Here is a 14,516-nt window from a genome sequence, read left to right as displayed (position 1 = left end):
CATTGAATACTTGACCCAAAATTTCTAGTCTTTGCATCGCGGTCTGTTCTGAGTATCTCTTCAACATTATTTCTAATGTGACGAAATCAAAACCTGAAATAAACGAAAGTTGAAAACCAAGCCTCTGACTGTTTGGTATCACTTACCCGCAAAAGGCCCATTCCCAACCGAATCCCTAACCAGCAACTCGGAAACAAAAACGTTATCCTTCGACAGGTAACCGCCGTCGAGCATCGCGATCAACCTGTCGATCACCTCACTCATCATATTGCTCACCGGATCTTTTACGCTGGATAATGCCGGGGAAAGATACGGAGCGGTAGGAATATTATCGAAGCCGATAACGGAGACGTTGCCAGGTACGGCAATGCCCGCCTCGCTCAATGTTTTGATGGCGCCCACGGCCATATCGTCGTTGCTGGCAAGCACGGCACTAAAAGTGATGTTACCGCCAAGCAGGGACTCCACCGCTGCCGCACCGCTGGCCGGTGTCCATTTCCCTTTGATAATCAGCCCATCATTTTGCGAAATATCATATTGATTTAACGCGTCTTTATAGCCGGAGAGCCGCTCGATCGCGGTTGGCGAATCCAGTGAGCCAGTAATAAAGGCGATATCCCGGTGACCTTGCTCAATCAGATACTTTGTCGCATTAAAGCTGGCCCCTTTGTGGTCGCAGCAGATGCAGTGGCTTTGGTGTTTTCGCAACCGGCGGTTAACCACCATGATCGGTTGCTTATGCTGCTCGATAATGTCGTCCATCGCTTCGATGGTTAAGAAACGCGGATAGATGATGATGGCGTCACAGCGTAAATCGAGCAGGAATTGGATCGCCTCCTGCTCTTCTGCGGCGCTGTGTTTGCCATCCACCAGGATCAACTGGCGACCGTTGTCTTCCAGCTTTTGCGCCGCTTGGGAAAGTATCTCGCTGAAATAATTGCCGTTATAGAGGGTATTGGTCACCACCAGGCCAATACACTGGGATTTATTGGTGGCCAGGTTTCTCGCCAGCAGATTAGGGCGGTAGCCCGCCTCTTCGATGGCTTTAAATACCTGCTCTTTGGTTGCCTCGCTGACGTACCCTTTGCCGGAAAGAACACGTGAAACAGTGGCTTTTGAGACGCCTGCTTTTTTGGCCACTTCCTGCATGGTAGACATAGGGTTTTCCCGGCTTGTAACAATTATCCCCATTCTACACATTCCACTGCGTTAGAGCAGGCCATTCGCAAAGTTGTGTACCCCCTCATGTCGATCTCAGTCACAGAACAGACAATAAATAAATATATCGATTGATCTGCAATGTGAATATCAACACTCTTATATGAAACCGGTTACCTATCTATGAGAGTTGTCCTCATGTCTAAGAATTATGCGGCGGTATCAAGATCGATAGTGGATGCAGTTGGGGGAGCGAGTAACGTCGCAGCGGTGACTCATTGCATGACGCGTTTACGCTTTGTGCTCAACGACGACACCCTCGTCGATGCCGCCAGACTGAAGGCGATCGGCGGTGTGCTGGGCGTGGTAAGAAGCGAAAACCAGTGCCAGGTGATCATTGGCAACACCGTTTCACAGGCCTATGCCGAAGTGTTGAAACTGTTGCCCGAAGGGGCGGTAACCCAGCAACCGGCACCTGAAAAGAACAAGATCACCCTGAAACGTATTGGGGCAGGGATCCTGGATGCGCTGATTGGCACCATGTCACCGTTGATCCCCGCCATCATCGGCGGTTCGATGGTGAAACTGCTCGCGATGATCCTGGATATGACCGGTGTGTTCGGCAAAGGCTCCTCGACGTTGATTATCCTTAACGTCATTGGCGACGGGGCATTCTTCTTCCTGCCGGTGATGGTTGCTGCCTCTGCGGCGGTAAAATTCAAAACCAACATGTCGTTAGCGATCGCGATCGCCGGGGTGCTGGTGCATCCCACGTTTATCGATCTGATGGCGAAAGCCGCGCAGGGACAACAGGTTGAATTTATGGGCATACCGGTCACGGCGGTGAAATATACTTACACGGTGATCCCGGCATTGTTCATGACCTGGCTGCTCTCCTACATTGAAAGATGGGTCGATCGCATCACGCCAGCCGTGACGAAAAACTTCCTCAAACCGATGCTGATCGTGTTGATCTCTGCACCGATTGCCATCTTGCTGATTGGTCCGTTGGGCATCTGGATCGGCAGCGGTATTTCCGCGTTGGTGTACACCATTCACAGCTATCTGGGCTGGTTATCTGTGGCGATTATGGGCGGGCTATGGCCGCTGCTGGTCATGACCGGGATGCACCGCGTATTTACGCCAACCATCATTCAAACCATCGCGGAAACCGGCAAAGAAGGCATGGTGATGCCATCGGAAATTGGTGCCAACCTCTCGTTGGGTGGTTCATCGTTGGCGGTTGCCTGGCGTACCAAAAACCCGGAGCTGCGTCAGACGGCGCTGGCCGCTGCGGCGTCGGCGATTGTTGCCGGTATTTCTGAACCCGCACTGTATGGTGTAGCAATACGCTTGAAGCGCCCGCTTATCGCAGCGCTGATCAGCGGCTTTGTCTGCGGCGGCGTTGCCGGAATAGCCGGGTTGGCGAGCCATTCGATGGCCTCACCGGGCCTGTTTACCAGCGTACAGTTCTTTGACCCGGCCAATCCGATGACCATTGTCTGGGTATTTGGCGTGATGGTCCTGGCGGTGGTACTGTCCTTCATCCTCACGCTGTTACTGGGTTTTGAAGACATCCCGGTCACTGAAGATACGGCAAGTGAAAAAGCCAAATCGGCTCCCGCGCTATCCGTATAACCTGTTGTAAATATGCATATTTGAGAAGAGGTATCTTATGCCAGCATCTGTTTTCCCCGCAGACTTTTTATGGGGTGGTGCGTTAGCTGCCAATCAGGCCGAGGGCGCTTATCTGGAAGGCGGCAAAGGGCTGACCACGGTTGATATGATCCCTCATGGTAAAGATCGACTGGCCGTGAAGCTGGGGCAGCAAAAGCGCTTTGAACTGCGGGAAGATGAGTTCTACCCCAGCCATATCGGTATCGATTTTTATCATCGTTATAAAGACGACATTGCCCTGATGGCGGAGATGGGGTTCAGCGTATTCCGTACTTCGATCGCCTGGAGCCGCATTTTCCCAAACGGGGATGAAACCGTGCCGAACGCGGAAGGGATCGCCTTTTACCGCGATGTATTCAATGAGTGCAAAAAGCACGGCATTGAGCCACTGGTAACGCTGTGCCACTTTGATGTGCCGATGCATCTGGTGCGGGAATACGGTTCATGGCGTAACCGGAAAATGGTGGAGTTCTTCACCCATTACGCCCGCACCTGCTTTGAAGCTTTTGATGGGCTGGTGAAATACTGGCTGACGTTTAATGAAATCAATATCCTGCTGCACAGCCCATTCTCTGGTGCGGGGTTGGTGTTCGAGCCAAGCGATAATCAGGAGCAGGTGAAGTATCAGGCCGCGCACCACGAACTGTTGGCGAGTGCGTTAGCTACCAAAATTGCGCATGAGGTGAACCCGGACAATCAGGTTGGCTGCATGCTGGCTGGTGGTAATTTCTACCCGTGGTCCTGTAAACCAGAAGACGTTTGGGCGGCGCTGGAGAAAGATCGTGAGAACCTGTTCTTTATCGACGTACAGGCTCGCGGTGCCTATCCCTCATACACCAAACGCCTGTTCCGGGAAAAAGGCATCACTATTGAGATGGAGCCGGGCGACAGCGAAATCCTTAAAAACAGCGTCGATTTTGTTTCCTTCAGCTATTATGCCTCCCGCTGTGCTTCGGCGGAGATGAATGAGCACAACAGCAGTGCGGCCAACATCGTCAAATCGCTGAAAAACCCGCATATCCAGGCCAGCGAGTGGGGCTGGGGTATCGATCCGTTGGGCTTGCGTATCACCATGAACATGATGTATGACCGTTACCAGAAACCGCTGTTCCTGGTGGAGAACGGCCTGGGCGCGAAGGACGAAATTAACCCACAGGGTGAGATCGACGACGAGTACCGCATCAGCTATTTACGCGGGCATATCAAAGCCATGGCGGATGCCATCGAAGACGGTATCCCGGTGATGGGTTACACCTCGTGGGGCTGCATCGATCTGGTATCTGCTTCTACCGGTGAAATGAGTAAACGCTATGGCTTTGTCTATGTGGACCGTGATGACCAAGGGAATGGCACCTTAGCCAGAACCAGAAAGAAATCGTTCTATTGGTATCAGAAGGTGATCGCCAGCAACGGTGCGGATCTGAGTTAATCACCTCTTTCCTCAGCAAAATGGGCGCCGAAGCGCCCATTTCTGTTATCCGCTCAACAAACTCAACTGTGTTTTTCAGCCATCTCAAAACGTGGAGAAACCAGCCCATAAAGCGTCCAGCCGAAGAAGGTCGCGATAGCGCCCCACATCATCGCTTCTTCCCCGGAGCTGTAAAGCGCATAGAAGCTATACAGCGCACCAATCACGGCAATCACGTTAGCAATACGCGCCTTGTTCTCAGGCACTTTCGCTACTTTCTGGATAATAATCAGCGCGGCCATCGACAGAATGTACGGAATGATATTGGTCACCACGGCCAGGTTGACCAATACGTTGAACTGCTTATTCAACGACGGGCTGATGGTCATCAGCGACATTACGCTCTGAATAATCACGATGGTCAGCATACCTTTAACTGGCGCATCTGATTTACTGACTTTGGAGAAGATTTTCGGGAAGAAGCCGCTGTCGGCAGAGGATTTGAATACCTGGGCGATAGTGAACTGCCAGCCCAGTAGTGAACCGACGCAGGACATAATCATCAATGCCATGATGATTTTACCCACGGTTGGGTTGAACATATGTGAGAACGCTAAACCGAATGGAGCTGTGGAGTTAGCCAGTTCCATGTTCGGCACGATACCCGCGATCACGTTGGTGGAAACAATGTAGATCACTGCGGCACCGAGAGTACCGCCGAGAACGGCGATAGGTACGTTGCGTTCCGGGTTTTCTACTACGTCGGTATTGGCACAGGCCGATTCCAGACCCAGGAAGGCCCACAGAGTCATAGAAATAGACGATCCGACGGCTTCAAAGGTTGGCACGGCATGTGGGTTCCATGCGGCCATCCAGGCGGTGCCGCTGAACCAATACCAACCGATGAGGGAGATACCCACTACCGGGATAATAACCCCCCAGACGGTGATCCCGCTGATCTGCCCGGTGATACGTGCGCCACCGAAGTTGGCGACTGTTGCCAGCCACAGTACGGCGATAGTGGCAATACAGATGCCCAGCGGTGTCAGAGCCACCCCGAACAGCTCGGTGCCATAACCCACGGCAGAAATGGCGATGGCGATGTTGGCGATCAGCAGCGAGACGCCGTAGGTGTAGTTGGCCATAAAGTTGCCGGATTTACCGAAGGCATACTCGGCGTAGCCGCCCATCCCGCCGGATTTACGGCTGAACATACCACATTTGGCAAACGCATAGGCCAGAGCCATTGAGCCGACGGCGGTCACTAACCAGGAAACAATAGAGATGGTCCCTACTTCGGCTAGCTTGGTTGGCAGCATAATTATGCCGGAGCCCATCATATTGACGGCTGTCAGGATCGTTAATTGCACAACCCCCATCTTATTATTGGTTTTACTCATGATGATTCTCGCTATTATATCCCTCGAATTTTGCTCGGCCGTATAGGTTCCGCTTGAAATTCGAGGAATATTTAAATATGTCTGGCGGCAAGAATATGCCGCCTCCGGTAAAGTTAATTACGCTTTCATGACATAACCGTAAGCCCGGTTCCAGCCATCTTCATCCTGCTGGATATAAACACCTTGTAATTCAGGGGCGAATCCAGGTAATAAATTAATACCCTCTTCCAACGCCAGGAAATAACGTTGGGCAGAGCCACCCCAGATTTCCCCAGGGACGACACACAGCACTCCCGGTGGGTAAGGTAACGCCCCTTCAGCGGCAATGCGGCCTTCGGCTTTAGCGAGAGAAACCAGTTCCACTTTGCCACGGACGAATTCGGTATTGGCAGTTTGCGGATCCATGGCTACGCGAGGGAAATGGCTTTTACGGAACATTTCCTTCTGCAACTCTTTCACATTATAGCTGACGTACAGGTCGTGCATTTCCTGGCAAAGCTGGCGCAGGGTGTAATTCTGGTAACGTTTTTCGTTGTTCTTATATACGGTTGGCAAGACTTCGCTCAGCAGGGAGTCCTGTTCGACATGTTTTTCGAAACGGGCAATCAGCGCCACCAGGTGCTGCATTTTAGCGATATCTTCCGCCGGGGTGAGCAGGAACAGGATCGAGTTCAGGTCACATTTCTCTGGCACAATACCGTTTTCGCGCAGGTAGTTAGCCAGAATGGTGGCTGGGATACCAAAGCTGCTGTACTCGCCGCTGGCGGTATCGATGCCTGGCGTGGTCAGCAACAGTTTGCAGGGATCAACGAAGTATTGTGATTCGGCATAGCCGTCGAAGGCATGCCATTTCTCGCCAGGGACAAAGTTGAAGAAGCGCAGATCGTTGGCCATGGCTTCGGTGCTGTAAGACTGCCAAGGTTTGCCGTCGATTTGCTCCGGTACGAAAGGCTTGATCATGGTGCAGGTGTCCAACAGCATTTTGCGTGATTCAATGCCGATGCGCACACACTCTTTCCACAGGCGCTGGCCGCTCTTGCCTTCATGCATTTTGGCGTTCACATCTAATGCGGCAAACAGCGGGTAGAACGGGCTGGTGGAGGCATGCAGCATAAATGCGTTGTTGAAGCGCTTATGGTTGCAGTAACGATCTTGCCCTTTGATGTGTTTATCTTTTTTATGGATCTGCGAGGTCTGTGAGAAACCGGCCTGCTGCTTGTGTACCGATTGGGTCACGATAATCCCCGGATCGTTTTCGTTCAGTTCCAGCAGCAGTGGCGAGCAGTCTTTCATCATGGGAATGAACTGTTCGTAGCCGACCCAGGCGGAGTCAAACAAGATGTAATCACACAGGTGGCCAATCTTGTCGACAACCTGACGGGCGTTATAAATTGTGCCGTCGTAAGTACCCAACTGGATAATGGCGAGGCGGAACGGACGTGCTTCGTTGGCGCGTTCTGGGGCAGTCTCACGGATTTGCTGGCGCAGATAGCTCTCTTCAAAGCAGTGGGCGTCAATACCGCCGATGAAGCCGAACGGGTTGCGTGCCGTTTCCAGATAGACCGGCGTGGCCCCGGCCTGGATCAGCGCACCATGATGGTTGGATTTATGGTTGTTACGGTCGAACAGCACCAGATCGCCACGGCTCAGCAGGGCATTGGTCACCACTTTATTGGAGGCTGAAGTCCCGTTCAGTACGAAGTAGGTTTTATCGGCATTGAACACTTTGGCGGCGTGCTTTTGCGCATCGCAAGGGGCACCTTCGTGGATCAGCAGATCGCCCAGCTTAACGTCGGCGTTGCACATATCGGAGCGGAACAGCGTTTCGCCATAAAAATCAAAGAACTGACGGCCAGCAGGGTGCTTGCGGAAGAATTCGCCGCCTTGGTGCCCTGGGCAGGCGAAGGTCGCGTTACCCATCTCAACATACTTGGTCAGGGTATTAAAGAACGGGGGTAACAGCTCGCTTTCATATTTTACCGCTGCGGCTTCCAGCTGTTTGCCGTAGAACTGCGTGTTTTTGCCACAAAGTTCAAATACGCCGTTCAGCGCCGGAAGTACGGCATTATCCAATTCTTCCTCACAGCAGACGGCGACAAAGATTGGGATGTTCAGGCCGGTTTCTTCCAACTGAGCCACCAAACCGTGTTGTACGTCTTCGACGGAAAGTACGATAGCGGCCACGTCATTAAAGTCGCTGTGGTGTACATCGGTAATTTCACGTGCGGTTTCAAAGCAAGAAAGTGTTTTTTGGTTCGCTGCTATTTTCAATTTGTTCATTTTATCATTCTTCAGACAAAAATATCCCGTCGACAAATAACTTCTTTGTCGATAAATATTTTCGTTAAAATAAAAGTACGCGTTATCGCAATCATGTTCATAGAACATAACCAGGATGCGAGTTCATTTTTACGAAATGGTTTTTTTTGCTTCTTATACGAAGTTGCAAGTATGCCGAATTAACTCTGTTTTGAATGAAAACAAAGCGATACCGTCGCCATCAGGCGCAAGGATTGATCATTGGCATAGCTCGTACTGCAAGACGCAATAAGAACGCAGAGGAGGGAGTTTATCTGAAGTTAAAAAAGGCAAAGCTAAAGCAGCTGCGGTGAGCCATCATCATAAGGTGTGTAGTTCGTCGGATATGAGCCATCTTTCTGTTGTTGTTTTCCATTTTCCATTTACCTATGGGTTACGGACATGGCGCTATTTTATCGCTAAAAGTCGGAAATAAAGTGATGCAGATCACGTTAATTGCGGGATTTATACTTAACTATTCATTTTCTATGCACTGGAGTGAATAGCTATGAATTATTCAGCGATTGTATATGTGAAGCAATTGCTACAAAAGGCCTGGCCGGACCGGGTAAATTTGACTTAGGGTGATGATGCCCCGTTAAACCACCGCCAATATAAGGAGGTAATCGCAGAAATAAAGATAGGATGTTTGTTAATTGTTATTACAGTAGCCGGTCTTATCTTGCATAGCCATGCAGTAATTACTGATTTATATGCCGAATGCCTGTTAGCTATAATTTGTCGCTAATTGTGACTGCCTTCAAATCTGAGGGTGAGAAAGCGGGGGGAGGGTGAGAAGGAGAGCTTACGTTGAACCAGAGCGAAGGTCGGCAGCACATTATCCGTTATCAGCCAGTTGCATGTGCTCACGCTCTGCGCCGGTAGTCATCGTCTCCCCATGCAGATACATTGCCAATAAAGCAGAGGCTTTTTTTATGACATTGTAAACATGGGGAGTGGTAAAGCTTATTATCGTCACGAATAAACCGTGTACGACGTTAACCTTTACTTGTCAGTTGGGCCGCAGCCGCCAATGACTTTTGAGATTGAAATAGCAGGGTGCAGCAGATAATCGTAGCTACAATCTTTGGTTTTGTTCTCAACACGACCAGTACAAGCAGTTAATGTAGACAGTGCTGCGGCGACAAGTACTAACTTAGCTAATTTATTCAATTTTACTCTTCCCTTATTTATATTGACGTAATCCTAAATACATTGTTACACATGGTATTAACTTGAAACAATGGTTTTTTAATTAATTGCCTCAATGTTGACGTAACGACATGATATACATATGGTTTTCATGTATATAAAGTGAGACTATCTGTGATGAGTCATATTTTTCTGGTTTATTTATCATTGCTAATAATTTGTTTTTTGTATGTTTTTAGCAATTCATTATCAATTGAATGGATAGTGACGGTGTTATTTAATGGTGGTTCCACACAGAGGGTATGCTTGATTTTAAGTTTGACTAAACGTTCTAGTCACTAATATTGCTTTTTAGTCGAGGGAATGGGAGTGGGGTCAGAACGGTAAAACTATTGCAGGAATGGCTGATTAATCGGCTGGTTTGACGTCGGGCATACTTTGTCGCTAATTGTGACTGCTTGCAAATCTGGGGGTAAGATAGCGGAGGTGAAAAGGAGAACTTACGTTGAACCAAACCGAAGACTCGCTGCACATAACCCGTTTTCTTGGCAAGCAACATGTGGTCACGCTCTGCGCCGGTGATGGCCTTGAGATGTGGTGCGCCAACTGTTTTTACGTTTTCGATGCCGAGCGGATGGCGCTATGGCTGATGACCGAACCACACACCCGTCACGGTGAACTGATGCAACGGAACCATCGGGTGGTGGGCACTATTGCGCCGCAGCCAAAGACCGTTGCACTGATCAAAGGTGTGCAGTACGCGGGAGAAATCACGCTGTTGGCAGGGGACGAGGCTGAACTGGCCCGTGCACGCTACTGCAAACGCTTTCCGGTGGCTCGGGTGATGAAAGCCCCTATCTGGCAGATCGCGTTACAGGAAGTGAAGATGACCGACAATACCCTGGGCTTTGGCAAAAAGCTGCACTGGGCGCGTTGATAACTTAAGGATAGATGGGATGCAAAACACCAAGATAGCCGCATTGTCGCTGATGGCCGCCTTTATTTCCCCGGCGCTGGCGCAAGATAGCGGCGTTTCCTTTAGTCACAAGAATTGGGAGTTGGCATGCGACAACACCAATACTTGTCGCGCTGCGGGCTACGCCAATGAAGATGAGCCAAGCGCCTGGAACGGTTCGCTGCTGCTTACGCGTATTGCTGGCCCCGGCACGGTTCCAACGGGAGAAGTCACGCTGGCGGATTATGAATCGAGTGACTCAGCCCCGGTCACCAAGTTGACGCTGTGGATCAACGGCAAGGCGGCAGGCGTGCTCAAGCCCGCCGAAGAAGGGTTCTGGCACCTGTCCGCAAGTCAGACTCAGGCCCTGATCGGCGCTATCAAAGGGAGTGGCAAAGTCGAATTTAAAGGCGGCCCGGCGCCTTTCGTACTGTCAGGCGATGGGGCAACGGCGACCTTATTGAAGATGGATGATGTGCAGGGGCGTATCGGCACGCCAGGCGCCTTGAGCAAAAAAGGCGACAAACCGGAAAGCAGTGTACCAGCAGCCATTGCTGCCCCGGTGATCCAGGCGGTGAAGGTGGATAAGGCGCAGGAACGCCCACTGACGGCACCCGAGATCGCAGCACTCACCCCCAAACTGCTGGCAACGCTGCAACCGGATGATTGCGATCGCATGCAGGCCCCACAGGATAATGAAGGTGCAAGCGAGGATGGCATCACGCTGACTCCGCTAGGCAACGGCCATGCTCTGATTACCGCCGTGTGTTGGCGGGCCGCCTATAACGAAGGTTACGGCTATTGGGTGATCGACAGCGCCCTGCAACAGGCCCCGGTATTAGTGACCAATTCCGGTTCTGGCTATGATGAAGGGACGATCTCAATGGGGCAAAAAGGGCGTGGGTTGGGCGATTGCTGGGCCACCGCCAGTTGGGTGTGGGACGGGACGGCGTTCCGTCAAAGCAACGAGGCCACCACCGGCATGTGCCGTTTAATCCATGCGGGCGGCACCTGGGATTTACCGACCTTCGTGGCCGATGTCAAACCCGCAAGGTAAAGCCAGATGCTCAAGTTAAAGCCCCTAAGCTATTTTAAAGCGGTGGTCGAACAAGGGTCGGTTTCCGCGGCGGCGGCGGTGCTGTATATCGCCCAGCCTCCGCTAAGCAAAGCCTTATCGCAGCTTGAGGAGGAGTGGGGCGTGCAACTGTTTGAGCGCTCCAGCCGGGGAATGGCCCCCACGGAAGCCGGGCGCTATCTGTATCAGCGTGCCTGCGATCTGCTGCAAATGGCGGCAGAAGTGGAAGAGGAGATGCACGCGTTCGGGGGAGGGCAACGTGGCGTGGTGCGGATCGGCACCGTATCGATGGGCATTCCGCGCGTCGCACAGATGATGCAGTCCTTGCGCCAGCAGCGGCCAGAGCTGAGTTTTTCCCTGTATCAGGGAGATACCCAGCACCTGGAGGAACTGTTGGACAAGCAGCGCATCGATCTGGCGTTGGTGCATTTGCCACTTACCAGCGGTGAGGCCCATATCGCGATTACGCCGTTGGCACATTCCAGTTTCCGCGCGTTGTGCCATCCCGAGTCCCCACTGGCGCAGCATGCCCAGTTGAGCCTGAAACAGCTGGAGGCTCACCCATTGACGCTGCTGCGGCGCAAATCGGGTTTTGGGGTGTATGAACAGGTGCTGCAGAGTTTTGCAAAACAAGGGCTGCAACCGCAGGTGTTTGCCGATGCCAGCGATGTCCCGATGATGCGCTATCTGGCGCAGCAGAACATGGCGATCGCACTGTTGCCGATGCTACCGCAGGATCAGATCTGGGAAGGACTGATTGCCATTCCGGTACCAGAATTAGATGAGGTGGCGGACGATTTGGTGATGTTATACCGCACACAGCAGGAAACCCGTTCCGCGCTGCGTGCGGTGGTTGATTACTTAAAGCAGACCGCTAGCGGCGTTTCAGTTCCGGAATTGCCGGCATCACGCCAAAATGCGCCATATCCTGCGGGGCGAATTTAAAGTTGGCATTGTACTTGGCCGGATCGGTGATGAAATCCGGCTCGGTGCTGCGCCAGGTGAAAAAGCAGGTCGGGCAGTGAAATACCGTCCAGGCGCCTGCTACCGGTGAATGGCTAAGGACTTCTGGCCCGTCAGATTCACAGCGTGGGCATTGTTCGGGGTGCTGATGCATAACTCTCTCCTGTTAGTGGCCCGCTTTCGCCGCTTCAATCAGCGTCTGTAATTTCTCAACCCAGTCGTTGGTAGTGATGGGGTCGCGCAGTTCCTGTGAGAAGTGGCCGTGCTCTTCCGGGGCCTTCGGCGTGGTGGCATCGATGATCACTTTGCTGGTCATGCCCGCAGGCTGAGAAGCCGGATCCAACGGCAGGATCGATAGCCCTGGTACCTTGAGCAGATCGTAATCCGGGTTGAACTTGGTGGAGATCGCCCACATCACCTGCGGCAGGTTGAAGGGGTCGACCGTCTCATCCACCACGATCACCATCTTGGCGTAACCCAGCCCGTGCGGCGTGGTTAATACGCGCATGCCGACCCCTTTGGCAAAGCCGCCAAAGCGGGTCTTGGTAGAAACAATCACGATCAGCCCGTGGGTATAGAGCGCATTGACGGCCACCACTTCTGGGAACGCCTGTTTGAGCTGCACATACAGCGGTGCACAGGTGTTAATGCCCATCATGTAATCGATCTCGGTCCACGGCATCCCCAGATAAAGATGTTCAAAGATCGGCTTACGGCGGTGGGAAACTTTGCTGATTTCCACCACCGGCATGCGGCGTCCGCCAGAATAGTGGCCGGTAAATTCACCGAACGGCCCCTCTGCTTCGCGCACTCTGGAGAGGATCTTGCCTTCCAGCACGAACTCGGATCCCCACGGCAGATCCAAATCGCTGTACTCACTGTAAACCACCGGGTAAGGCTGGCCATTAAGCGCGGCAGCCATGGCATATTCCGACTGATCGTAGAGGATCGGCATCGCGCCCACCGTGCTGATCATCGGATCGTTACCGATGGTGATGGCGATCGGCAGATCGATCCCCAGTTCTTCCGCGCGTTGCAGATGAATGGCAATGTCGTGGGCAGGCACTGGCTGTAGGCCAAGACGGTTGCGGCCTTTTACCTCGATACGGTAAATGCCCACGTTCTGGCTTTTCTCATTGTCTTCAATGGAGGGATCGCGGGATACCACGCTGGCTTTATCGATATAGAAACCGCCGTCACCGTGATTGAGGCGAAACAGCGGCAAAATGTCGAACAGGTTGATATCTTTATCAATCACCACTTCCTGCCAGGGCGCGCTATCGCGATGCTCTACTTCACCGGGGTAGTTTTGATAACGGCGAACAAACTCAAAAAACTGGCTCTTCAACGGCGTATGCTTTGGCATATCCATGGCGATCGCCAGATTGGGCCAGGAACCGTGGACGTTCATGGCGATGCGGGCATCGTGGTAACCATGAATGTTCTCAAACAGCAGTGCCGGAGAGTTTTCACCAAGCTTGCTGGCAGCGCAGGCCGCAGCCGAGATATCTGGCTCGGGCTTGACCTGCTCCTCAATGTGCAGCAGTTGCTGCTGTTCCTCCAGCGCAGCCAGATAGCTGCGTAAATCGGGATAAGGCATGACGATCTCCTAGCGTAAAGATGAAATTTTCACCATTGTCTGGTGCAAGCCGCGTGGGGGAAATGACTTAAAAAATATCGGGGTATAGCTTTTGAGTATGGTTATACTTTGGGCAAATGGCGCAGCAGGAAGGGGAATCGATGGCACGGGTACTGATCACAGGCGCTAGCGGGCTGGTAGGGGGCGAACTGTTACGTTTGCTGTTGGCCGATATCCAGGTCACCTCGGTGGTTGCTCCAACGCGTAAGGCGTTACCGGCACATGCCAAATTAGACAACCCGGTCGGGGGAGATCTGCATGGGCTGTTAGCGCAGCTGGCTCAGCCGGTTGACGTGGTGTTCTGCTGTTTAGGCACCACGCGCAAGCAGGCTGGCAGTGCGGAAGCATTCCGCCATGTTGACTACCAACTGGTGGTTGAAACGGCCCAGGCTGGGCAGCGTCTCGGCGCGCAGCATTGCCTGGTGGTCAGCGCCATTGGGGCCAATGCCAAATCTCCATTTTTGTATAATCGTACCAAAGGGGAGATGGAGCAGACGCTGCGTGAACAGCATTGGCCGCGCCTGACGTTGGTGCGCCCTTCAATGCTGTTCGGCTCCCGTGCTGAGCCGCGTTTGCTGGAACGGCTCAGTCAACCGCTATTCAGCCTGCTACCGGGAAAATGGAAGGGCGTTGCCGCCAAGGACGTCGCGCAAACCCTGCTGACGCAGGCTTTCAGCCCAGGCAGTGGCATCAAGATTTTAGAGTCCGACCAACTGCATTGCTCGCATCGCTTATCAGGTGCGCCGTAAAACCCCATCCTTCAGGGCGGGGATATATACCCGTGATCATTG

13 protein-coding genes are annotated in these 14,516 nt (G+C 52.4%); 6 read left to right on the top strand and 7 right to left on the bottom strand.

Going from position 1 to position 14,516, the window contains the following annotated elements:
* Positions 1-138: 138 nt before the first annotated feature.
* A complete protein-coding gene (locus U869_RS0126265; RefSeq protein ID WP_025123894.1) occupies positions 139-1,158 on the bottom strand; it encodes a LacI family DNA-binding transcriptional regulator in 1,020 nt (339 codons plus the stop codon).
* 198 nt (positions 1,159-1,356) lie between these two features.
* Here U869_RS0126265 and ascF point away from each other — a divergent pair, with 198 nt between their 5' ends.
* Together ascF and U869_RS0126255 are read left to right on the top strand one after the other, a co-directional pair.
* Positions 1,357-2,796, top strand: coding sequence for a PTS cellobiose/arbutin/salicin transporter subunit IIBC (gene ascF / locus U869_RS0126260; protein ID WP_025123893.1), 1,440 nt, complete (start codon positions 1,357-1,359; stop codon positions 2,794-2,796).
* Between the two features lie 37 nt (positions 2,797-2,833).
* Entirely contained in the window at positions 2,834-4,264 is a 1,431-nt protein-coding gene (locus U869_RS0126255) for a 6-phospho-beta-glucosidase (protein ID WP_025123892.1), read from the top strand.
* 62 nt (positions 4,265-4,326) lie between these two features.
* On the opposite strand, the gene potE is transcribed toward U869_RS0126255, so the two are convergent.
* The 4 genes from potE to U869_RS31140 form a co-directional block, all read right to left on the bottom strand.
* Positions 4,327-5,643: a putrescine-ornithine antiporter gene (potE, locus tag U869_RS0126250; RefSeq protein ID WP_025123891.1), complete on the bottom strand. Its 1,317-nt coding sequence runs from the start codon at positions 5,641-5,643 to the stop codon at positions 4,327-4,329.
* 117 nt (positions 5,644-5,760) lie between these two features.
* Entirely contained in the window at positions 5,761-7,923 is a 2,163-nt protein-coding gene (gene speF, locus U869_RS0126245; protein ID WP_025123890.1) for an ornithine decarboxylase SpeF, read from the bottom strand.
* A 289-nt stretch (positions 7,924-8,212) separates the two neighbouring features.
* Positions 8,213-8,296, bottom strand: coding sequence for a leader peptide SpeFL (gene speFL / locus U869_RS32020; RefSeq protein ID WP_369795108.1), 84 nt, complete (start codon positions 8,294-8,296; stop codon positions 8,213-8,215).
* A 650-nt stretch (positions 8,297-8,946) separates the two neighbouring features.
* A complete protein-coding gene (locus tag U869_RS31140) occupies positions 8,947-9,114 on the bottom strand; it encodes a YhfL family protein (RefSeq protein WP_071998295.1) in 168 nt (55 codons plus the stop codon).
* Positions 9,115-9,598: 484 nt separating this feature from the next.
* On the opposite strand from U869_RS31140, the gene U869_RS0126240 reads away from it, so the two are divergent.
* The 3 genes from U869_RS0126240 to U869_RS0126230 are packed head-to-tail and all read left to right on the top strand — an operon-like array spanning position 9,599 to position 12,068.
* Positions 9,599-10,030 carry a YhbP family protein gene (locus U869_RS0126240; RefSeq protein WP_025123889.1) on the top strand — a complete coding sequence of 144 codons (432 nt, stop codon included), beginning with the start codon at positions 9,599-9,601 and terminating at the stop codon, positions 10,028-10,030.
* Positions 10,031-10,049: 19 nt separating this feature from the next.
* On the top strand, positions 10,050-11,105 hold the full coding sequence (locus tag U869_RS0126235; protein ID WP_025123888.1) for a DUF1176 domain-containing protein: 1,056 nt from the start codon (positions 10,050-10,052) through the stop codon (positions 11,103-11,105).
* A 6-nt stretch (positions 11,106-11,111) separates the two neighbouring features.
* Positions 11,112-12,068 carry a LysR family transcriptional regulator gene (locus U869_RS0126230; RefSeq protein ID WP_025123887.1) on the top strand — a complete coding sequence of 319 codons (957 nt, stop codon included), beginning with the start codon at positions 11,112-11,114 and terminating at the stop codon, positions 12,066-12,068.
* Here the strand turns inward: U869_RS0126230 and U869_RS31135 are convergent.
* Together U869_RS31135 and U869_RS0126225 are read right to left on the bottom strand one after the other, a co-directional pair.
* Positions 11,998-12,240, bottom strand: coding sequence for a non-oxidative hydroxyarylic acid decarboxylases subunit D (locus U869_RS31135; protein ID WP_071998294.1), 243 nt, complete (start codon positions 12,238-12,240; stop codon positions 11,998-12,000). The two genes, U869_RS0126230 and U869_RS31135, sit on opposite strands and share 71 nt — an antisense overlap.
* Before the next feature lie 12 nt (positions 12,241-12,252).
* The gene (locus tag U869_RS0126225; protein WP_025123886.1) at positions 12,253-13,686 is read right to left on the bottom strand and encodes a non-oxidative hydroxyarylic acid decarboxylases subunit C; all 1,434 of its coding nucleotides are present in this window, start codon (positions 13,684-13,686) and stop codon (positions 12,253-12,255) included.
* Positions 13,687-13,826: 140 nt separating this feature from the next.
* On the opposite strand from U869_RS0126225, the gene U869_RS0126220 reads away from it, so the two are divergent.
* Positions 13,827-14,474, top strand: a complete 648-nt coding sequence (locus tag U869_RS0126220; protein ID WP_025123885.1) for an NAD(P)H-binding protein — start codon at positions 13,827-13,829, stop codon at positions 14,472-14,474.
* Positions 14,475-14,516 lie beyond the last annotated feature (42 nt).

This window comes from Serratia sp. H1w (genome assembly GCF_000633355.1).
In the GTDB taxonomy this organism is placed as follows: Bacteria; Pseudomonadota; Gammaproteobacteria; order Enterobacterales; family Enterobacteriaceae; genus Chania.
Note: the sequence above shows the minus strand (reverse complement) of the source record. Positions and strands in the feature narration are given on the sequence as shown.